The organism is Micromonospora sp. I033 (genome assembly GCF_053890995.1).
Map to the genome: position 1 here is coordinate 1 of NZ_JBSSLX010000039.1, position 20,014 is coordinate 20,014.

At 73.3% G+C, this 20,014-nt stretch carries 20 protein-coding genes and 1 pseudogene; 17 read left to right on the forward strand and 4 right to left on the reverse strand.

The window, feature by feature from the left end; translation table 11 throughout:
• Positions 1 to 21: 21 nt before the first annotated feature.
• Positions 22 to 531 carry a hypothetical protein gene (locus ACW0Q9_RS09675; RefSeq protein ID WP_456179762.1) on the reverse strand — a complete coding sequence of 170 codons (510 nt, stop codon included), beginning with the start codon at positions 529 to 531 and terminating at the stop codon, positions 22 to 24.
• A 91-nt stretch (positions 532 to 622) separates the two neighbouring features.
• Positions 623 to 1,093 carry an Lrp/AsnC family transcriptional regulator gene (locus tag ACW0Q9_RS09680; protein WP_456179764.1) on the reverse strand — a complete coding sequence of 157 codons (471 nt, stop codon included), beginning with the start codon at positions 1,091 to 1,093 and terminating at the stop codon, positions 623 to 625.
• Between the two features lie 142 nt (positions 1,094 to 1,235).
• On the opposite strand from ACW0Q9_RS09680, the gene ACW0Q9_RS09685 reads away from it, so the two are divergent.
• The 14 genes from ACW0Q9_RS09685 to ACW0Q9_RS09750 all read left to right on the forward strand — a co-directional run bounded on the left by ACW0Q9_RS09685 (position 1,236) and on the right by ACW0Q9_RS09750 (position 14,116).
• Positions 1,236 to 2,120, forward strand: coding sequence for a tryptophan 2,3-dioxygenase (locus tag ACW0Q9_RS09685; protein ID WP_456179766.1), 885 nt, complete (start codon positions 1,236 to 1,238; stop codon positions 2,118 to 2,120).
• Between the two features lie 11 nt (positions 2,121 to 2,131).
• Positions 2,132 to 3,439: a kynureninase gene (gene kynU, locus ACW0Q9_RS09690; protein WP_456179768.1), complete on the forward strand. Its 1,308-nt coding sequence runs from the start codon at positions 2,132 to 2,134 to the stop codon at positions 3,437 to 3,439.
• Complete coding sequence (locus ACW0Q9_RS09695) at positions 3,436 to 4,767, forward strand: FAD-dependent oxidoreductase (protein ID WP_456179770.1); 1,332 nt, start codon at positions 3,436 to 3,438, stop codon at positions 4,765 to 4,767. The genes kynU and ACW0Q9_RS09695 overlap by 4 nt, the downstream gene beginning before the upstream one ends.
• Positions 4,768 to 4,787: 20 nt before the next feature.
• On the forward strand, positions 4,788 to 6,269 hold the full coding sequence (locus ACW0Q9_RS09700) for a 2-hydroxymuconic semialdehyde dehydrogenase (RefSeq protein ID WP_091269775.1): 1,482 nt from the start codon (positions 4,788 to 4,790) through the stop codon (positions 6,267 to 6,269).
• 65 nt (positions 6,270 to 6,334) lie between these two features.
• A complete protein-coding gene (locus ACW0Q9_RS09705; RefSeq protein WP_254335445.1) occupies positions 6,335 to 7,129 on the forward strand; it encodes a 2-keto-4-pentenoate hydratase in 795 nt (264 codons plus the stop codon).
• Complete coding sequence (locus ACW0Q9_RS09710; RefSeq protein WP_456179772.1) at positions 7,126 to 8,055, forward strand: acetaldehyde dehydrogenase (acetylating); 930 nt, start codon at positions 7,126 to 7,128, stop codon at positions 8,053 to 8,055. Before ACW0Q9_RS09705 ends, ACW0Q9_RS09710 begins: the two co-directional genes overlap by 4 nt.
• Entirely contained in the window at positions 8,052 to 9,113 is a 1,062-nt protein-coding gene (dmpG, locus tag ACW0Q9_RS09715; RefSeq protein ID WP_456179774.1) for a 4-hydroxy-2-oxovalerate aldolase, read from the forward strand. Before ACW0Q9_RS09710 ends, dmpG begins: the two co-directional genes overlap by 4 nt.
• The gene (locus tag ACW0Q9_RS09720; protein ID WP_456179776.1) at positions 9,110 to 9,883 is read left to right on the forward strand and encodes a 2-keto-4-pentenoate hydratase; all 774 of its coding nucleotides are present in this window, start codon (positions 9,110 to 9,112) and stop codon (positions 9,881 to 9,883) included. The genes dmpG and ACW0Q9_RS09720 overlap by 4 nt, the downstream gene beginning before the upstream one ends.
• Complete coding sequence (locus tag ACW0Q9_RS09725; protein WP_107076371.1) at positions 9,880 to 10,302, forward strand: RidA family protein; 423 nt, start codon at positions 9,880 to 9,882, stop codon at positions 10,300 to 10,302. The genes ACW0Q9_RS09720 and ACW0Q9_RS09725 overlap by 4 nt, the downstream gene beginning before the upstream one ends.
• Positions 10,299 to 10,823 (forward strand): 3-hydroxyanthranilate 3,4-dioxygenase, encoded by a 525-nt coding sequence (locus ACW0Q9_RS09730; RefSeq protein ID WP_393181203.1) that lies wholly within the window; start codon positions 10,299 to 10,301, stop codon positions 10,821 to 10,823. The genes ACW0Q9_RS09725 and ACW0Q9_RS09730 overlap by 4 nt, the downstream gene beginning before the upstream one ends.
• A complete protein-coding gene (locus ACW0Q9_RS09735; protein WP_456179779.1) occupies positions 10,823 to 11,824 on the forward strand; it encodes an amidohydrolase family protein in 1,002 nt (333 codons plus the stop codon). Before ACW0Q9_RS09730 ends, ACW0Q9_RS09735 begins: the two co-directional genes overlap by 1 nt.
• Before the next feature lie 66 nt (positions 11,825 to 11,890).
• A complete protein-coding gene (locus ACW0Q9_RS09740; protein ID WP_456179781.1) occupies positions 11,891 to 13,354 on the forward strand; it encodes an amidase in 1,464 nt (487 codons plus the stop codon).
• Positions 13,355 to 13,404: 50 nt separating this feature from the next.
• The gene (ctaJ, locus tag ACW0Q9_RS09745) at positions 13,405 to 13,716 is read left to right on the forward strand and encodes an aa3-type cytochrome oxidase subunit CtaJ (protein ID WP_456179783.1); all 312 of its coding nucleotides are present in this window, start codon (positions 13,405 to 13,407) and stop codon (positions 13,714 to 13,716) included.
• Positions 13,703 to 14,116: a DUF5130 family protein gene (locus tag ACW0Q9_RS09750; protein ID WP_456179785.1), complete on the forward strand. Its 414-nt coding sequence runs from the start codon at positions 13,703 to 13,705 to the stop codon at positions 14,114 to 14,116. Before ctaJ ends, ACW0Q9_RS09750 begins: the two co-directional genes overlap by 14 nt.
• 114 nt (positions 14,117 to 14,230) lie before the next feature.
• On the opposite strand, the pseudogene ACW0Q9_RS09755 reads toward ACW0Q9_RS09750, so the two are convergent.
• Positions 14,231 to 14,740, reverse strand: a pseudogene (locus ACW0Q9_RS09755) (Uma2 family endonuclease); the annotation flags it as partial.
• A gap of 83 nt (positions 14,741 to 14,823) precedes the next feature.
• Positions 14,824 to 17,370: an aminopeptidase N gene (pepN, locus tag ACW0Q9_RS09760; protein WP_456179787.1), complete on the reverse strand. Its 2,547-nt coding sequence runs from the start codon at positions 17,368 to 17,370 to the stop codon at positions 14,824 to 14,826.
• A gap of 226 nt (positions 17,371 to 17,596) precedes the next feature.
• On the opposite strand from pepN, the gene ACW0Q9_RS09765 reads away from it, so the two are divergent.
• The 3 genes from ACW0Q9_RS09765 (at position 17,597) to ACW0Q9_RS09775 (ending at position 19,974) form a co-directional block, all read left to right on the forward strand.
• Positions 17,597 to 18,220 carry a mycothiol-dependent nitroreductase Rv2466c family protein gene (locus ACW0Q9_RS09765; protein ID WP_456179789.1) on the forward strand — a complete coding sequence of 208 codons (624 nt, stop codon included), beginning with the start codon at positions 17,597 to 17,599 and terminating at the stop codon, positions 18,218 to 18,220.
• A 122-nt stretch (positions 18,221 to 18,342) separates the two neighbouring features.
• Positions 18,343 to 18,696: a hypothetical protein gene (locus tag ACW0Q9_RS09770; RefSeq protein ID WP_456179791.1), complete on the forward strand. Its 354-nt coding sequence runs from the start codon at positions 18,343 to 18,345 to the stop codon at positions 18,694 to 18,696.
• A gap of 78 nt (positions 18,697 to 18,774) precedes the next feature.
• Complete coding sequence (locus ACW0Q9_RS09775) at positions 18,775 to 19,974, forward strand: DUF1015 family protein (protein ID WP_456179793.1); 1,200 nt, start codon at positions 18,775 to 18,777, stop codon at positions 19,972 to 19,974.
• Positions 19,975 to 20,014 lie beyond the last annotated feature (40 nt).

Genomic DNA, 20,014 nt, shown 5'->3' on the forward strand with positions numbered 1-20,014 from the left:
GCGGGCCATGGCCGCACCTCGTCAGAAGCGGCTGCCGGACCTGCGGCGGGCGCCCACCCCGGCCACCACCGCCACCGCCACCAGGCCGCCGATCAGCAGCAGCGAGCCGGCGCCGCGACCGCCCGCGGTGCCTCCGCCGCCGGTCGCCGGGCCCTTGCTCGGCTGGGCCATGTTCAGCACGGTGAGCATGGTGGAGGCGGTCTGGCCGTTCGGGCAGTCCAGGTTCACCGGGTAGTCGCCGGGCGCCTTGTTGCCGGGGATGGTGACCGCCCCGGTGAGGAAGCCGTTGTCCGGCCGGAGCACCACCCGCCCGAAGGCGTCGGAGGTGACCTGGGCCTGCCGGGTGTTGTTGTTGTCGCAGCTGGCCCGGATGCTCACCCGGGAGCCGGCCTGGACGCTGTTGGGCGTCACCTCGACGAAGACGTTCTCCCCGGCGCGGGCCGGGGAGGCGGTGGTCAGGACGAACGCCGCGACCAGGCCGAGCAGGCCCAGTACGGCCCAGAGCGCGCGGTGTGACAGGAGCCCTCGCATGATTCCCCCCTTCCGGTGCGGCGCACCGGAATCCTGCTGACGGGCAGCGCGGGCTGCATTCCCCCTGACCTGGGGGCAAACCCGGGACGGATCAGCGACGCCGGCCGGCGGGGGGCGCTCCGGCGGGCGGGAGCGGGGTGACCGGGTGCCAGTCCAGCGGGGTGGAGAGCACCATGGTGCTGGACGGCTGCCCGTACGGGGCGAGCCGGTCGATGACCCCCTCGAACTCGCCCATCGTGCCGGCGGCCACCTTGAGCATGCTGCACGCGTCGCCGGTGATCCGGTGGATCTCCATGATCTCCGGCCAGTCCGCCACCTCGGGGTCGTTGAGGATGCAGCGCGACCCGTAACAGGACATCCGGATCAGCGCGAGCACGGTACGGCCGGCCCGGGTCAGGTCCACGTGCGCGTGGTAGCCGGTGATCACGCCGGACTCCTCCAGCCGGCGCACCCGCTCGGCCACCGCGGGCGGGGACAGGTGGACGCGCCGGGACAGCTCGCTGTAGGAGAGCCGGGCGTCGGCCTGGAGTTCGCGCAGCAGCGCCCAGTCCATGTCGTCCACGCGGTGACCTTTCCTTCGTGAAGTGATGCGCCGGGCACGCCTTCGGCGCGACAGGTGAGACCACCGTACCGCCGTTGAACAGGCATTCCATCTGCGGATCAACCAGCGGCATCATGTCGTCTACCCCGGCGTACGGAGGGAGATGACGGTGGAACAGACGACGGCGGTGCGGCCGGCGACCTCGCAGCAGCGGGCGGTCCGCGCGGCGCGCAACGGCGGCGAGCCGACCCTGGAGTTCGCCGACCGGGTGCCCTACGACGCCTACGTGCACGCCAGCACGCTGCACCAGCTCCAGCAGCCGCTCAGCGACGATCCGGGCGAGATGTCGTTCCTGATGGTCAGCCAGATCATGGAGCTGTACTTCAAGCTGACCTGCCACGAGCTGCGGCACGCCCAGCGCGAGCTGCGGGCCAACCGGGTCTGGGACGCGCTGCCCCCGCTGCGCCGCGCCGCCCTGCACCTGGAGGGGCTCAACGCCGCCTGGCAGGGGCTGCGCTGGATGACCCCGGCCGACTTCAACCGCTTCCGCGACCGGCTCGGCGAGGGCTCCGGCTTCCAGTCGGCCATGTACCGGCAGCTCGAGTTCGTGCTCGGCCTGCGCGACCCGGCGCTGATCCGCCCGTTCCGGCGGCAGGCCGAGGTGCACGCCGAGCTGACCGCCGCGCTGACCGCGCCGAGCCTCTGGGACGACGTGGTCGCGCTGCTCGCCCGGCGCGGCTTCGAGCTTCCCGCCGACCTGCTGGAGCGGGACGTGGCGACCGAGCACGAGTCGCACCCCGCCGTCGAGGCGGCCTGGGTGCGGATCTACGCCGACGGCGGCCCCGACAACCACCTGCGCCTGCTCGGCGAGGCGCTGACCGAGGTGGCCGAACGGTTCGGCGACTGGCGCTGGCACCACATCAAGGCGGTGCAGCGCTCGATGGGCGCCAAGGTCGGCAGCGGCGGCTCCGCCGGGCTGGCCTGGTTGCAGCGGAGCATGGCCCGGGTGGTCTTCCCGGAGCTGTGGTCGGCCCGGACCGCGATGTGACCGGAGGAATCGTGCGGAACACCGAAACTGAGTCGCTGGGCTTCGGCGGTGCCGAAGCCGAAGCCCGGAAGCTCGACGCCGCCGACCCCGGCCACCGGCACCTGTTCCTCGTGCCACCGGCCGACGGCGGGCGATACCCGGAGGTGGCGTACCTGGCCGGCAACTCGCTCGGCCTGCAACCCCGGGCCACCCGGGAGGAACTCCTCGCCGACCTGGACGCCTGGCGGCGGCTGGGCGTGGAGGGGCACCTGGAGGCGGAGCGGCCCTGGCTGCCGTACCACGAACTCCTGACCGCGCCGGCCGCGCGACTGGTCGGCGCCCGCCCCGCGGAGACCGTGGTGATGAACTCCCTCACGGTCAACCTGCACCTGCTGATGGTGAGCTTCTACCGGCCGGCGGGGGAGCGGAACCGGATCGTCATCGAGGACAGCGCCTTCCCCTCGGACAGCTACGCGGTGCGCAGCCAGGCCCGCTTCCACGGCCTCGACCCGGACACCGCCGTCGTGCGGCTGAAGCCGCGCCCGGGCGAGGACACCCTGCGGACCGCGGACGTCGTCGACTTCCTGGCCGCCGAGGGCCAGACCGTGGCGCTGCTGCTGCTCGGCGGGGTCAACTACCTGACCGGCGAGCTGATGGACATCCCGGCGATCACCGCCGCGGGGCGGGCCGCCGGCGCGGTGGTGGGTTGGGACCTGGCGCACGCCGCCGGCAACGTGCCGCTGGCGCTGCACGACTGGGACGTGGACTTCGCCGCCTGGTGCTCCTACAAGTACCTGAACTCCGGCCCCGGCGCCCTGGCCGGCGTCTTCGTGCACGAGCGCCACCTGGGCGACCCGAACCTGCCCCGCTTCGAGGGCTGGTGGAGCACCGAGGCGGCCACCCGGTTCGAGATGACCCCGGTCTCCCGCCCGCCGGCCACCGTCGAGGCGTGGCAGATCTCCAATCCGCCGATCTTCGCGATGGGCCCGGTGCGCACCTCGCTGGAGCTGTTCGACTCCGTCGGCATGCCCGCGCTGCGCGAGCGCAGCCTCCGGCTCACCGGCTACCTGGAGACCCTGCTCGACGCGGTGACCGCGAACCGGCCGCTGACCGTGATCACCCCGCGCGACCCGGCCCGCCGGGGCTGCCAGCTCTCGGTGCGGATCGGCGCCGGCAGCGCCAACGAGTTGACGAAGCGGCTGCGGCACGAGCACGGTGTGATCGCCGACGCCCGCGAGCCGGACGTCGTCCGGTTCGCCCCGGTGCCGCTCTACTCGACGTACCACGACTGCTGGCGGGTCGCCGACGCGCTGGCCGCGACGGTGGAGGCCGCCTCATGAGTACCGAACGCGAGGAGATCGCGGTCGTCGGCGCCGGGCTGGCCGGCTGCCTGCTGGCCTGCTTCCTGGCCCGGCGCGGCTACCCGGTCGCCCTCTACGAGCGGCGGCCGGACCCGCGCACCGGCCGGGTCGAGCGGGGTCGCTCGATCAACCTGGCGCTCTCCGAGCGCGGCCTGGACGCGCTGCGCCGGATCGGGCTGGACCAGCAGGTGATGACCGACGCGCTGCCGATGCGCGGCCGGATGATCCACCCGGTGGAGGGCGAGCCGCAGTTCCAGTCGTACAGCGTCTCGGGCGACCGGGCGATCAACTCGATCAGCCGGGGCGCCCTGAACAACGCCCTGCTCGACGCCGCCGCCGCGCTGCCCGGCGTGCGGATCGCCTTCGACCACCGGCTCGTCGGGCTCGACCCGACCAGCGGCGAGATGACCTTCGAGACCCCGCAGGGCAAGGTCACCGAGACCGCGTCGGTCGTGCTCGGCGCCGACGGCGCCGGCTCCGCGGTGCGTGGGCAACTCCTCGCGTACGGGGCCGTGGCCGAGAGCCTGGACTTCCTCGACTACGGCTACAAGGAACTCACCATCCCGCCGATCGGCGGCGAGTTCGCCCTGGACCCGGGCGCGCTGCACATCTGGCCGCGGGGCACCTCGATGATGATCGCGCTGCCCAACCCGGACCGCTCCTTCACCTGCACGCTCTTCTGGCCGACCCACGGCACCCAGAGCTTCGCCTCGCTGGGCAGCCCGGCCGCCATCGAGACCTACTTCGCCACCCACTACCCGGACCTGGTGCCGCTCGCGCCGAACCTGGTCGACGACTACCAGCACAACCCGGTCGGGGTGCTCGGCACGGTCCGCTGCACGCCGTGGCAGGTGGCCGGCAGGGTCGGCCTGCTCGGCGACGCGGCGCACGCCATCGTGCCGTTCTACGGCCAGGGCGCGAACTGCGCGTTCGAGGACGTGGTCGAGCTGGACCGGTGCCTGGACGAGTGCGGCGACCAGTGGGCCTCCGCGCTGCCGCTGTTCCAGCACCGCCGGCAGGCCAACGCCGAGGCGATCGCCCGGATGGCGCTGACCAACTTCGTGGAGATGCGGGACAAGGTCGCCTCCCCGGTGTTCCAGACCCGCAAGAAGATCGAGCACGCGCTGGAGCGCGCCCTGCCCGGCCGCTACGTCTCGCAGTACGAGCTGGTCTCCTTCTCCACCACCCCGTACGCCGAGGTGCGCCGCCGCGTGCGCCGGCAGTACGGAGTGGTGGGGGCGGTGGCGGCCGGCGCGGTGGCCGCGCTGGCCGGCGCGGCGATGGCACTGGGAAGGCGGCGAGGATGACGCTCTGGGATCCCCGGCTGATGGCCGGGCACGCGCCGGACGGCCCCGGCCTGCTGCGCAACTTCGTCGGTGGCTCCTTCGTGGACGCCGGGCCGCGGTTCACCAAGCGCAGCCCGGTCACCGGTGAGCCGGTCTTCGAGGTGGTCGAGGCGGGCGAGTCCGTCGTGGACGACGCGGTGACCGCGGCCCGCGCGGCGCTGCGGGGCCCGTGGGGCCGGATGGGCGAGCGGGAGCGCGCCGAGGTGCTCCGCCGGGTCGCCGACGAGCTGGAACGCCGCTTCGACGACCTGGTCGCCGCCGAGGTCGCCGACACCGGCAAGGCCATCTCGCAGGCCCGCACGCTGGACATCCCGCGCGGGGCGGCCAACTTCCGGGCGTTCGCCGAGATCGTGGCGACCGCGCCGACCGAGTCGTTCACCACGGTCACCCCCACCGGCGGCCGGGCGCTGAACTACGCCGTCCGCAAGCCGGTCGGCGTGGTCGCGATCATCGTGCCGTGGAACCTGCCGCTGCTCCTGCTCACCTGGAAGGTCGCCCCGGCCCTGGCCTGCGGCAACGCCGTGGTGGTCAAGCCCAGCGAGGAGACCCCGGCGTCGGCCACCCTGCTCGCCGAGGTGATGGCCGCGGCGGGTGTGCCCGAGGGCGTGTTCAACCTCGTGCACGGCTTCGGCCCCGGTTCGGCCGGTGAGCACCTCACCCGGCACCCGGGCGTCGACGCGATCACCTTCACCGGCGAGTCGGCCACCGGCAGCGCCATCATGCGCGCCGCCGCCGACGGGGTGAAGGCGGTCAGCTTCGAGCTGGGCGGCAAGAACGCCGGCCTGGTCTTCGCCGACGCCGACCTCGACGCGGCGGTCGCCGGCTCGGTCCGGTCCAGCTTCACCAACGGCGGCCAGGTCTGCCTCTGCACGGAGCGCATCTACGTGCAGCGGCCGGTCTTCGAGGAGTTCACCGCCCGGCTGGCCAAGCGCGCCGACGAGCTGGCGTACGGCTGGCCGGCCGACGAGGCCACGGTGAACATGCCGCTGATCTCGCACACCCACCGGGACAAGGTGCTCGGCCACTACGAGCTGGCCCGCACCGAGGGCGCCGAGGTGCGCGCCGGGGGCGGGACGCCGCGCTTCGGCGACGCCCGCGACGGCGGCGCGTACGTGCAGCCGACCGTGCTCACCGGGCTGGGGCCGGACGCCCGCACCAACCGGGAGGAGATCTTCGGCCCGGTGGTGCACGTCGCTCCGTTCGACGACGAGGACGAGGCGTACGCCCTCGCCAACGGCACCGACTACGGCCTGGCGGCGACGGTCTGGACCCGGGACGTGGGCCGGGCGCACCGGGCCGGGTCCCGGCTGGACGCCGGCATCGTCTGGGTGAACACCTGGTTCCTGCGCGACCTGCGGACGCCGTTCGGCGGGGTGAAGGCCTCCGGCATCGGCCGGGAGGGCGGGGTGCACTCGCTCGACTTCTACTCCGAGCTCACCAACGTCTGCGTGGACCTCTCATGAGCGAGCGGAGTGCGCGGGCCGGGCAGAATGGCCGGCGTCCCAAGCGAACGCAGCGAGGAGCCGGCATGACCGTCGACATCGAAGCCGCCAACCGGGAGCTGGCGGTGGCCCGGCAGGAGGAGAAGCCGTGCCCGCCGCTGCGCGGCCGGCTGCTGCCCGAGGGCGACATCGAGGCGGCCTACCAGGTGCAGCAGGTCTACACCCGGCAGCGGCTCGGCAAGGGCCACCGCCGTGTCGGTGCGAAGATCGGCCTCACGTCCCGCGCCGTCCAGGAGAACTTCGGCGTCTTCCAGCCCGACTTCGGGGTGCTCTTCGACGACATGGCGGTCGGCGACGGCGTCGAGGTGCCGATGAGCCGGCTGCTCCAGCCCCGGGTGGAGGCGGAGATCGCCTTCGTGCTCGGCGCCGACCTGCCCGACGAGCGGGTCACCACCGTCGACCTGATCCGGGCCGTCGACCACGTGCTGCCGGCCATCGAGATCGTCGACTCCCGGATCGCCGGCTGGGACATCTCCATCGTGGACACCGTGGCGGACAACGCCTCCAGCGGGCTCTTCGTGCTCGGCACCGCGCCCCGGCGACTGGCGGACGTGGACCTGCGGCTCTGCGGCATGGTGCTGGAGCACGCCGGCGAGCCGGTCTCGGTCGGGGCCGGGGCGGCCTGCCTCGGCAACCCGTTGCACGCGCTGGAGTGGCTGGCCGGCACCATGGCCCGCGCCGGCGACCCGCTGAAGGCCGGGGACGTGGTGCTCTCCGGGGCGCTCGGCCCGATGGTGCCCGTCACGCCGGGCGCCGCGTACGAGGCACGGATCTCCGGGCTCGGCTCGGTGCGGACCTGTTTCTCCAAGGAGACGCGATGACTGTCGGGGTGGCGGTGCTCGGGTCGGGCAACATCGGCACCGACCTGATGATCAAGGTGCTGCGGCTCAGCACCGAGCTGCGGATGGTGGCGATGGCCGGCATCGACCCGGCGTCCGACGGTCTCGCCCGGGCCCGGCGGCTGGGCGTGGCGACCACCGCCGAGGGCGTGGACGGCCTGGTGGCGATGCCGGAGTTCGCCGACGTCGAGCTGGTCTTCGACGCCACCTCGGCCGGCGCGCACCGGCACCACGACGCGGTGCTGCGGGCGCACGGCCGGACCGTGGTCGACCTGACGCCGGCCGCCATCGGCCCGTACGTGGTGCCGCCGGTCAACCTCGACGAGCACCTGCACCAGCCCAACGTGAACATGGTGACCTGCGGCGGGCAGGCCACCGTGCCGATCGTGCACGCGGTCGGCCGGGTCACCCCGGTCGCGTACGGGGAGATCGTCGCCTCGATCGCCTCGAAGTCGGCCGGGCCGGGCACCCGGGCCAACATCGACGAGTTCACCGAGACCACCGCCCGGGCCATCGAGGTGGTCGGCGGCGCCGAGCGCGGCAAGGCCATCATCGTGCTGAACCCGGCCGACCCGCCGCTGCTCATGCGGGACACCGTCTACTGCCTCTGCCCGGACGCCGACGCCGACCGGACCGCGATCGCCGCCTCGGTGGCCGACATGGTGAAGACGGTGCAGGAGTACGTCCCGGGCTACCGGCTCAAGCAGGACGTGCAGTTCGACCGGGTGGACACCTACGCGCCGGTGCTGGGCCGGCACTTCACCGGGCTCCAGGTCTCGGTCTTCCTGGAGGTCTCCGGCGCCGGGCACTACCTGCCCGCGTACGCCGGGAACCTGGACATCATGACCTCGGCCGCGCTGCGTACCGCCGAGCGGCTGGTCACGCTCCGGAAGGTGGACGCGCGATGACCGACCTCTACATCCAGGACGTGACGCTGCGCGACGGCATGCACGCCATCGCCCACCGGTACACGGTGGACCAGGTGCGGACCATCGCCGCCGCGCTCGACGCGGCCGGGGTGGCCGCCATCGAGGTGGCGCACGGCGACGGCCTGGCCGGCTCCAGCGTCAACTACGGCCACGGCGCGGCCGGTGACGCCGACTGGATCGCCGCCGCCGCCGAGGTGCTGACCAGCGCCCGGCTCACCACCCTGCTGCTGCCCGGCATCGGCACCATCGCCGACCTCAGGGCGGCCAAGGCGCTCGGGGTGACAAGCGTCCGGATCGCCACCCACTGCACCGAGGCCGACATCTCCGCCCAGCACATCTCCTGGGCCCGGGAGAACGGCATGGACGTCTCCGGGTTCCTCATGATGTCGCACATGAACGACCCGGCCGGGCTGGCCGCCCAGGCCAAGCTCATGGAGTCGTACGGGGCGCACTGCGTCTACGTCACCGACTCCGGCGGGCGGCTGCTGATGTCCGACGTGGCCCAGCGGGTCGACGCGTACCGGCAGGTGCTCGAACCGGAGACGCAGATCGGCATCCACGCCCACCACAACCTGTCACTCGGCGTGGCGAACAGCGTGCTGGCGGTCGAGCACGGCCGGATCCCCGGTGGCGGGCCGGCCGGCGCGGACGCCCCGCACGGCCGGACCGTCCGGGTGGACGCGTCGCTGGCCGGCATGGGCGCGGGCGCCGGCAACGCACCGCTGGAGGTCTTCGTGGCGGTCGCCGAGCTGCACGGCTGGAAGCACGGCTGCGACGTGTTCGCGCTGATGGACGCGGCCGACGACCTGGTCCGCCCGCTCCAGGACCGGCCGGTCCAGGTCGACCGGGAGACGCTCTCCCTCGGGTACGCGGGGGTCTACTCCAGCTTCCTCCGCCACGCCGAGCGCGCCTCGGCGAAGTACGGGGTGGACGTCCGCTCGATCCTGGTCGAGCTGGGCCGGCGCCGGATGGTCGGCGGCCAGGAGGACATGATCGTGGATGTGGCACTCGACCTGGCGGGCAAGGAGCACTCATGATCGGACCGGACGTCGCGGGGATCGCCGAGAAGCTGGGCGCGGCCGCCGACACGGCCACCGCGGTCCCGCAGCTCGCCGCCGAGGTCGGCCTCGACGTGGACGCCGCGTACGCGGTGCAGGCCGCGCTGCTGAAGCGTCGCCTCGACCGCGGCGAGCGGCTGGTCGGGCTGAAGATGGGGCTGACCAGCAAGGCGAAGATGGCGCAGGTCGGCGTCGACGAGGTGATCTGGGGCCGGCTCACCGACGCGATGCGGGTGCCCGACGGCGGCACGGTCGACGTGGCCGACTTCATCCACCCCCGGGTCGAACCGGAGGTGGCGTTCCTGCTGGACCGCCTCCCCGAGCCGGGCGAGCCGGTCGGCGCGTTCACCGAGGCGGTCCGCGCGGTCGCCCCGGCGATCGAGCTGATCGACTCCCGGTACGCCAACTTCACCTTCTCCCTGCCGGACGTCGTCGCCGACAACACCTCGGCCGCGGCGTTCGTGGTCGGGCCGTGGTCGCCGGTGCCGGACGGCCTGGACAACCTGGGCGTGCTGCTGGAGATCGACGGCCGGGTGGCGCAGGTCGGCTCCACCGCCGCGATCCTCGGGGACCCGCGCCGGGCGCTGGACGAGGGCATCCGGCTGGCCGGCCGGCACGGTGTCCGGCTCCGCGAGGGCTGGGTCTTCCTGGCCGGCGCGGCCACCGCGGCCGTGCCGCTGCGCCCGGGCGCGCACGTCCGGGCCGTGGTGGAGAAGCTCGGCACCGCCTCGCTGAAGGCGGCGGCATGACGGCTCGGGTGGTGGCCGGGAAGGCCGTGCCGCGCGGGGCCTTCCCGCACGTCAAGGTCGCCGGCGGGTTCGTCTTCGTCTCGGGTACGTCGTCGCGGCGGCCGGACAACACCTTCGCCGGCGTCTCGGTCGACGAGTTCGGCACCACCGACCTCGACATCCGGGCGCAGACCCGGGCCGTGATCGGGAACATCCGGGACCTGCTCCGCTCGGTCGGCGCGGACCTGGGCGACCTCGTGCAGGTCACCAGCTACCTGGTCAACATGAACGACTTCGGTGGCTACAACGAGGTGTGGGCGGAGTTCTTCGACGCCACCGGGCCGACCCGGACCACGGTGGCCGTGCACCAGCTTCCGCATCCGCACCTGCTGATCGAGATGCAGGCCGTGGCGCTACTTCCGTCGGGAGGTCAATCGTGAGCGAGATCGCCGAGCCGTTCAGCTTCCAGGGCTGGATCGGAGAGAACCAGCACCTGCTCAAGCCGCCGGTGGGCAACAAGGAGATGCTGCCGGGCAGCGACGACTTCATCGTCATGGTGGTGGGCGGCCCGAACCAGCGGACCGACTTCCACGTCGACCCGTACGAGGAGTTCTTCTATCAGGTCAAGGGCAACATGCACATCAACCTGATGCTCCCCGAGGGCCCGCGCACGGTGCACGTGCGCGAGGGTCAGATGTGGATGCTGCCGCGCAACACCCCGCACTCGCCGCAGCGCCCCGAGGCCGGCTCGATCGGCATGGTGATCGAGCGGGTCCGCGAGGAGGGCACGCTGGAGAAGTTCCAGTGGTACTGCCCCGAGTGCAGCCACAAGGTGCACGAGGTGGAGCTCCAGGTGCGCGACATTGCCGCCGACCTGCCCCCGGTCTTCGCGGCGTTCTACGCCGACGAGAAGGCCCGGACCTGCACCAACTGCGGCGCGCTGCACCCGGGCAAGGGCTGATGCCCGGACCCGTCGTCGACGTGCACACGCACGTCGTACCCAAGGGGTGGCCGGACCTCGCCGCGGCCTGCGGCGGGTCCGGCTGGCCCTGGCTGCGGGTGGACTCCGAGCGGGCCGCCATGATCATGGTGGGGGAGACGGAGTTCCGGCCGGTCGGCGCGGAGTGCTGGGACCCGGAGACCCGGCTCGCCGACATGACCGCCGACGGCGTCGACGTGCAGGTCGTCTCGCCCACCCCGGTCTTCTTCAGCTACGACCGCCCCGCCGCCCAGGCGGTGAAGGTGGCCCGGATCTTCAACGACCTCACCCTGGAGGTCACCGCGGGCGGGGGTGACCGGCTCGTTCCCTTCTGCCAGGTGCCGTTGCAGGACCCGGACGTCGCCTGCGCCGAGCTGGACCGCTGCCTGGGCGCCGGGCACGCCGGGGTGGAGATCGGCAACCACGTCGGCGACCGCGACCTCGACGACGTCGGCATCGTGCAGTTCCTGACCCACTGCGCCGAGTTGGGGGCGCCGGTCTTCGTGCACCCCTGGGACATGCCGGGCGGGCCCCGGCTGGACCGGTGGATGGCCCGCTGGCTGACCGGGATGCCGGCCGAGACGCACCTGTCGGTGCTGGCGCTGATCCTCGGCGGCGTCTTCGACAAGGTGCCGGACACGCTGCGGATCTGCTTCGCGCACGGCGGCGGCAGCTTTCCGTTCTGGCTGGGCCGCGCCGACAACGCCTGGCACCGCCGCGGCGACCTGGTCCGCGGCGCGTCCAGCGCCCCGCCGAGCGCCTACGTCGACCGGTTCTCCGTCGACTCGGTGGTCTTCGAACCGGCCGCGCTGCGGCTGCTCGTCGACACCATGGGCGAGGACCGGGTGCTGGTCGGCAGCGACTACCCGTACCCGCTGGGGGAGCGGCCGGTCGGGCAGGTGGTGCACCGGGCGGACTTCCTCACCGCCGACCAGCGCGACAAGCTGCTGTCCCGCAACGCCCTGCGCTTCCTGCACGGCTGACCCCGCCCGGCGGCCGCGCGGCGGGTGATGAGTGCGATGGCCGCCGTGACCAGGCAGGATGGGGGCATGGCCGAGCCGCACGACCTGACCGCGCTGGAGCAGGCCGCCGCGATCCGCCGGGGTGAGCTGTCCAGCGTGGAGTTGGTCGAGCACCACCTGCACCGGGTGGACGCGCTCGCCGACACCCTCGGCGCGTTCGTCACGGTCACCCCCGAACGCGCGCGGGCGGCGGCCGCCGCCGCCGACGCGGCGCCGGCGGACCGGCGCGGTCCGCTGCACGGGGTGCCGACCGCGATCAAGGACCTGACCCTCACCGCCGGGGTGCGTACCACCTTCGGCTCGGCCGCCTTCGCCGACTTCGTGCCGCCGGTCGACGCCGACGTGGTCCGGTTCATGGCCGCCGCCGGGCTGGTCAGCCTCGGCAAGACCACCACCTCCGAGCTGGGCTGCTCGCTCTACTCCGAGGGGCTCGTCGCGCCGCCGGCCCGCAACCCGTGGGGCCTCGGGTACACCGCGGGCGGGTCCAGCGGCGGGGCGGCCGCCGCGGTGGCCGGCGGGCTGGTGCCGGTGGCCCAGGGTTCCGACGGCGGCGGGTCGCTGCGCATCCCGGCCGCGCTCTGCGGCCTGGTCGGCTACAAGCCGAGCCGGGGGCTGGTCTCCGGTGGCCCGCTCGGCTTCGGGGCGTTCGGGCTGCCCACCAGCGGTCCGCTCGGCCGGACCGTGGCGGACGTGGCCGCGCTCCTCGACGTGCTGGCGCAGCCGGTGCCCGGCGAGCCGTACCTGCCGCCCGTCGCGCCCCCCGGCGGCTACCTGGGCGCCGCCCGGGAGGCCGCCCCGGGCCGGCTGCGGATCGGCCGGTTCACCGCCCCGATGCTCGCCGACGAGCCGGTCCACCCCGACTGCGTGGCCGCCGTCGACCGGGCCGCCGCGCTGCTCGCCGCGGCCGGCCACGAGGTGGTCGACGTTCCCGCGCCGCTCGGCCCCGAGGCGTGGCCGCTCTTCGAGACCGTCTGGTACGTGCTCGCGCTCGCCCCGGTCCCGCCGGAGCGGGAGAGCGACCTGCTGCCGCTGACCCGGTTCCTCCGGGCCCGGGGCACGGCCGTCGGCGCCGGCCCGCTGATGGCCGCGCTGGGCGAACTCCAGGCCCAGGTACGCCGCGGCGTGCGCCGTACCGCCGGCTGCGACCTGTTGCTCTGCCCCACCCTGGCCGCCCCGCAGGCGTCGGTGGGGGCGTTCGCCAGCCTCGATCCGGCCGAGGATTTCGACCGGCAGCGGCGGTTTTCGCCGTACTGCGCCATCTTCAACGTCACCGGCGACCCGTCCGTTTCCCTGCCGGTCGGCCGCACAGGCGACGGGATGCCGGTCGGCGTGCTGCTCACCGGCCGGTACGGCGACGACGCGACATTGATAGCCACTGCCGCGCAACTGGAGCACGGCTGTGGCGGGTGGGATCAGCACCCCGCAATCTGGCGGGCGGTCGACTCCGCTAACGTGAACAGCACAAGCGGGGTCGGGCGCGCGTCGTCATGACCGTCCACCCGACCCGGAACATTCCTGGTCTCTCTTTCCGCCTGGGGGCGTTGGGATTGTCTGTTACCGAGACGTTGCTGGTCTTCGTCGGCATCCCGGCGGCCGCCGTGCTGGTGATCGCCGGACTGGCGGCCGCCGGCAGTCGCGGCGGCGGTGGTGGCGGCGCCAAGCGCTACCGGCCGGGCCGGCCCTTCGACTTCACTCCGGTCTGGTTCCTGGGCCGTCCGGAGCAGCTGGCCGACTCGGCCGGCACCGCACTGGCCGCCGGCGCGCAGGCGCCGGCGCTGACCAGCCGCAAGCAGGAGCAGGCCGGCCGGGAGGCGCCGGCCGGTGGAACCGGAGGCGCAAGTGACCGTTGGTGAGAAGCAGGCCGCGACGGGGACGGGTAACCCGCCCGAGGTCCTGGACGGGCCGTTCTCGACCCGTCAGCTGCTCCGCATCGACGAGGCGCTCCGGTTGGCCGACAAGGGCACCGGCCTCGTCTTCTCGGTCTACGTGGGCGGCCTCGACGAGCCGATCCGTGAGCACGCCGAGCGGCTGCACCGGCAGCTCGCCGAGCCGGACAAGTCGGTGCTGATCGCCGTGTCGCCCAACCAGCGGCAGCTCGAGATCGTCACCGGCAAGTACGCGCGCAAGCGCATCCCGGACACGTACGCCAAGCTGGCCGCGCTCTCCATGGTGGCCTCGTTCGGCGGCGGCGACCTGGCCGGCGGCATCATCCAGGGCCTCGACCAGCTCGCCAGCCACGCCGGCAAGGGCTGAGCCCACCCACTCACGACGAAGCCCGGCCCGCGCAACGCGGGCCGGGTTTTCTCGTCCTGTCCAGCGCGGCCAGGTGGACGGGTCGAGCCGCATCGGCCACGGCTCCGTGACCTCGACGGGATCGTCCGGGCCGACGGTGCCCAGCAGGTCGTAGTGGAGGCCCTTGGTCAGCTCGTAGCGGTACACCACCGGCCCGAAGTCACCCCGCTCGATCCGCCAGTATGCCGGGATGGCGGCCTCGGCGTAGAGGGCTGGCTTGGTGAAGCGGTCGTGCCGGCGGCTGTTCGGCGACTCGACCTCGATCACCAGTGCGACATCCGTCGGTTGCGCCCACATCCGGTCCCGGGGGGCACCGGGCTTGAGCACTGTGACGTCCGGGATCAGGTTTCCGCCCGGCACTCGAACGCCGATCTCCCGGATCACCCGCCATCCGTCGGGCGCTGCCTGGCGCAGAGCCATGCGGATGTCGTCCGCCAGCTCGTGATGGTCGGGCCCGGCCGGAGGGGTTACGTGCAGGCTCCCGTCGATGATCTCGTAGCGGTTCCCGTCCTCGGGCAGGTCGAGCAGGTCCTGCTCCCGCCAGTCGCGCTCGGGTGGGCGCCACTCGTAGGTCGGGTGTGCCATCACGTCCACCTCCTCTCCACACGATAACGGCCGGGGCCGGTGCGGGCTCCCACCCACACCGGCCCCGGCCGCGTACTCCTCGATCAGGCGGTCTGCGCGTCGCGGGCGCGGGCCTTCAGGGCGCGGGCCACGCCGTCGCGGCCCTCGGCCACCAGCCGGCGCAGCGACGCCGGGTGACCCTCCTGGGCCAGCCACGCGTCGGTGGCCGCCACCGTGTCGTCCTCGACCAGGTACGCCGGGTAGGCGAGCTGGACGAACTCCTGCGCCGGCTCGCTGTCCCGCTGCGCCCACACCTGGGCCACCGCGGCGAAGTACTTCTCCCGGTAGGGCGCGGTGAGCTCCACCTGCGCCGGGTGGGTGAAGCCCTGCAGCAGCGCCCGGTTGCGCCAGTTCGGCAGCGCCTCCGGGCCGGTGAGCTGCGCCCACACCGCCGCCTTGTTCTCCGCGGTCGGCACCAGCGCGTGCGCGTACGCGGCCTCCCGCTCGCCGCTGGCGGTGCGGTCGCCGGCCAGCTCGGCCTCCACCTCGGCGGCCCCGGCCGCGCCGTTGGCCACCAGCGACTGGAGGACGCTCCACCGCAGCTCGGTGTCCACGGTGAGCCCGGCCGGCACCTCGGCGCCGTCCAGCCAGCCCCGCAGCGTGGCCAGGTCCTCACCGGAGCGGGCCGCGGAGGCGTACGCGCGTGCCCAGGCGAGCTGGAAGCCGCTGCCCGGCTCGGCCGCGGCGAGCGCCGTCCTCGCGGTCCGGGCCAGCTCGGCCCAGCCGGTGGGCGCCCAGGCCGGGTCGGCGTAGAAGGTGAGCGTGGTGGTCGCCTGGCGCAGGGTCGCGGTGACCAGGTTGATGTCGCTCTCCGCCGGCAGCCCGGCCAGCACCAGCGCCACGTAGTCCCGGGCCGACAGCTCGGCGTCGCGGGTCATGTCCCAGGCGGCGGTCCAGCAGAGCGCCCGGGCCAGCGACGAGTCGAAGCCGGCGATGTGCTGCACCACGTTCGCCATCGACCGCTCGTCCAGCCGCAGCTTGGTGTATGTCAGGTCGTCGTCGTTGAGCAGCAGCACGTCGGCGGCGGGCTTGCCGTGCAGCACGGACAGCTCGGTCAGCTCGCCGGTCACGTCCACCTCGACCCGCTCCCGGCGGACCAGCCGCCCGTCGGTCAGGTCGTAGAGGCCCACCCCGATCCGGTGGGTCCGCAGGGTCGGGTGCCCGGCCGGCGCCTCCTGCCGGACCAGCACCCGCTCGTACGCCCCGTCCGCGCCGGTGGTCACCTCGGGCCGCAGCGTGTTGACCTGGGCGGTCTCCAGCCACTGGGCGGCGAACTTGCGCAGCTCCCGGCCGGAGGCCGCCTCCAGCTCGGTGAGCAGGTCGTCGAAGGTGGCGTTGCCCCAGGCGTGCTTGCCGAAGTAGGCCCGCAGCCCGGCCACGAACGGCTCCTCACCCACGTACGCGACGAGCTGCTTGAGCACGCTGGCGCCCTTGGCGTAGGTGATGCCGTCGAAGTTGACCTCGACCGCCTCCAGGTCCGGCATCTCGCAGTAGACCGGGTGGGTGGAGGAGAGCTGGTCCTGCCGGTAGCCCCAGTTCTTCCGGATGGACAGGAAGGTCGTCCAGGCCTCGGAGAAGCGGGTGGCGTGGGTGTTGCACCAGTGGCTGGCCCACTCGGCGAACGACTCGTTCAACCACAGGTCGTTCCACCAGCGCATGGTGACCAGGTCGCCGAACCACATGTGCGCCAGCTCGTGCAGGATCGTGTTGGCCCGCTGCTCGTACTCGAAGTCGGTGACCTGCGAGCGGAAGATGTAGTGCGACTCGGCGTGCGTGACGCAGCCGAAGTTCTCCATGGCGCCGGCGTTGAAGTCCGGCACCCAGAGCTGGTCGTACTTGGGCAGCGGGTAGCGCACCTGGAACTGCTCGTGGAAGAAGTCGAAGCCCTGCTTGGTGATGAGGAACAGGTCGTCCGCGTCCAGGTACTGCGCCATCGAGGCCCGGCAGTAGACACCCAGGTCGATGCCATCGTGGCTGTCCCGCACCTCGTGGTACGGGCCGGCGCACAAGGCGGTGATGTAGGTGCTCATCCGCGCCGACTCGGCGAAGTGGACGGTCTTGAGCGCCTCGCCGGCCGGCTCCTCCCGCTCCACCGGCATGTTGGACACCACGCGCCAGTGCTCGGGGACGGTGGCGTGCCAGGTGTAGACGCTCTTCAGGTCGGGCTGGTCGAAGCAGGCGAAGACCTTCTGCGCGTCCGCCGTCTCGAACTGGCTGTAGAGGTAGGTCTCGCCGTCCACCGGGTCGACGGTGCGGTGCAGGCCCTGCCCGCTGTTGGAGTAGCCGAAGTCGGCGTCGACCACGAGGACGTTCTCGGCGGCCAGGCCGGTCAGGGTGAGGCCCTTCTCCGCCGACCAGCCGGAGAGGTCGACCGGCGAGCCGTTCAGCGTCGCCGACCGCACCGACTCTGCGGCCGTCTCGATGAAGGTGCTCGCTCCCGGCTCGGCGCAGCGGAACCGGACCTCGGTCACCGACCGGAAGGTGTGGCCGTCGGCCTGTACCGCGGTCGACAGGTCAAGCTTGATGTCGTACCCGGTGACGTCGAGCAGGCGGGCCCGCTCGGTGGCCTCGACCTGGGTCAGGTTGCGCACTCCCGGCACTGTTCGTCTCCATCCCACTCGTCTCGCCGCGCCCCGCGGCACCGGCCTCACCGGTCCGCTCGTGACGGCCGGTCCGAAACCGAGTCTTCCATGCACGGTCACCCTTCGGTGGCCGAGGTCACGCTCTCATTCCGGTACCGGTCGATGCGGTGTGGGGTGAGGATCGGAGGGGAAGGCGCCGGAGCTCCGGCGCGTGAAGTCGTGAAGGGATGACACCGTGACCGAACGTGTCGCCGTGGACATGTGGTTCGACCCGCTGTGCCCGTGGGCGTGGATCACCTCCCGCTGGCTGCTGGAGGTCGAGCAGGTCCGGGACGTGGACATCCGGTTCCACGTGATGAGCCTCTCGGTGCTCAACGAGGGCCGGGACCTGCCGGAGCAGTACCAGGATCTGATGAAGAAGGGCTGGGGCCCGGTGCGCGTCTGCATCGCGGTCGAGCAGGCGCACGGCGGGGAGACGCTGGCGAAGCTCTACACCGCGATGGGCACCCGGATCCACCTCGGCAAGGAGGAGCTGGGCCGGGACATGCTGGTCGGCGCGCTCACCGAGGTCGGCCTCGACCCGGCGTTCGCCGACGCGGCCGAGTCGACGGAGTACGACGAGGCGCTGCGGGCCAGCCACGAGGCCGGCATGCGGCCGGTCGGCACCGACGTGGGCACCCCGGTGATCCACGCCCCGGGGCCGGACGGTCGGCAGGTGGCGTTCTTCGGCCCGGTCATCACGCCGGCGCCGAAGGGCGAGGCGGCCGGCCGGCTGTGGGACGGTGTGCTGCTGGTGGCCGGCACGCCGGGCTTCTACGAGCTGAAGCGCACCCGGGAGCAGGGCCCGATCTTCGACTGACCGCGGTGCCCGACGAGCCCCGCGCCGCCCCGTCACCGGGCCGGTGCGGGGCTCGTTTCACCGGGTGTCCCAGCCGGCGGCCCGCCCGGGGCCGCAGCCCGGCAGCTCCTGGAGGCGTTCCCATGGGTAAGCACCGCCGCCTGTCCGACGACGCGCCGGCGACGGAGACCGAGGACTCCGGCGCGACGTACTGGTCGGTGGCCGAGGGCGACTGGCCGGTGGCCGAGATGGCCGACCTGCTGGCCCCGCCGATCGTGGTCGGCGTCGCCCGGGTGGTGGCCACCTCGCGGATGACCCCGCCCGCCGACGCGGGCCTGCCGGCCCGGGCCCCCGGCACGGTGCGCACCAGCGCCGCGGCCGGCCGTCCGGCGCCCGCCGCGACGACGACGGTACGGCTCGCCGCGTCCGGCGGCTCCCGCCCGGCCGCCCCGACGGCGGGTGGGAGCGCGTCCCCCGGCCGCCACCGCACCGGCTGACCGGTCCGCCTTTCATCTGGTGGACGGCGCGCGGGTCCGGCACCGGCGCTCCGGACGGCGCGGGTAGCGTCAGCGGGCATGACGGTCGTGCATCCGATCGCCCGGGCCTGGATCACCACTGGCGGCACCGGCGCGCAGAACTACGACGAGTTCGCCGACGACGCGGAGATCACCGCCATCGTCGAGGCGAACCCGCACAGTGCCCTGGGCATCGAGATGCCCCACCGGGCGCCGGAGAGCCTCGGGAAGTCCTTCCTCGACGCGCTCCCCGACGCGGTGGCCCGCCTCGCCGAGGCCAAGGCGGACGGCAGCTACACCCCGGCCGAGCAGGTCGTGGTCCTCTACCGGATCAGCGCGCCGGGCGAGGAGAACGCGTACGGGCTGTTCGCCATGGTCGACACCGACCAGATCTCCACCCGGGCCGACGAGCCCGGCCTGGTGATCCGCAACGAGGACGTGTTCATCGCCAAGGTGCGGGAGCGGGTCGCCCTGGCCGAGGCGCTGGGTCACCTGCTGTCACCCGTACTCCTGCTCCAGACCGGGCGCGGCGACGAGCTGCACGCCGCGCTCGCGGCGGCCACCGAGTCGGCCGGCGCGCCCGCCGCGACCGACGTGGACCAGGCCGGCCGCACGCACGCCATCTGGCTGCTCGGCCCGGGCCCGGCGCAGGACGAGCTGACCGCCCTGGCCGGCGGCGGCGAGCTGGTGGTCGCCGACGGCAACCACCGCAGCCTGGCCGCGCAGACCGGCGGCTTCCCGCGCTTCCTGTCGGTGATCACCACGCCGGCCTCGGTCGCCATCCAGCCTTACAACCGGCTGGTCAGCGAGCTGACCACCACCCCGGACGAGCTGCTCGACCGGCTCCGCGCCGCCGGCGCGGAGATCACCCCGAGCGCCGGCCCGGTCGACGTCCCGGCCGCCGGCGGCACCGTGCACCTCCACCTCGCCGGCCAGGGGTACGCGGTGCGCCTGCCGCAGGTCGGCGGCGGCCGGCTGGAGAACCTCGACCACGCCCTGGTCGAGCGGCTGCTGCTGCGCAACGCGCTCGGCCTCGACCCGGGCGACAAGCGGATCACCTACGTGGGCGGCGACTACCCGGCGAGCTGGCTCACCGGCGAGGTCGACGCGGGCCGGGCCGAGCTGGCCGTCCTCGTCGCCCCGGTGACCGTGGACGACTTCGTCGCGGTGAACCTGGCCCGGGAGAAGATGCCGCGCAAGAGCACCTGGTTCACCCCGAAGGCGCGGGCCGGCCTGGTCGTCGCCGAGCTTCCCCGCTGAGCGTGTGACGAATCCGCCTCCGTGCCGCCGCCCGCGCGCC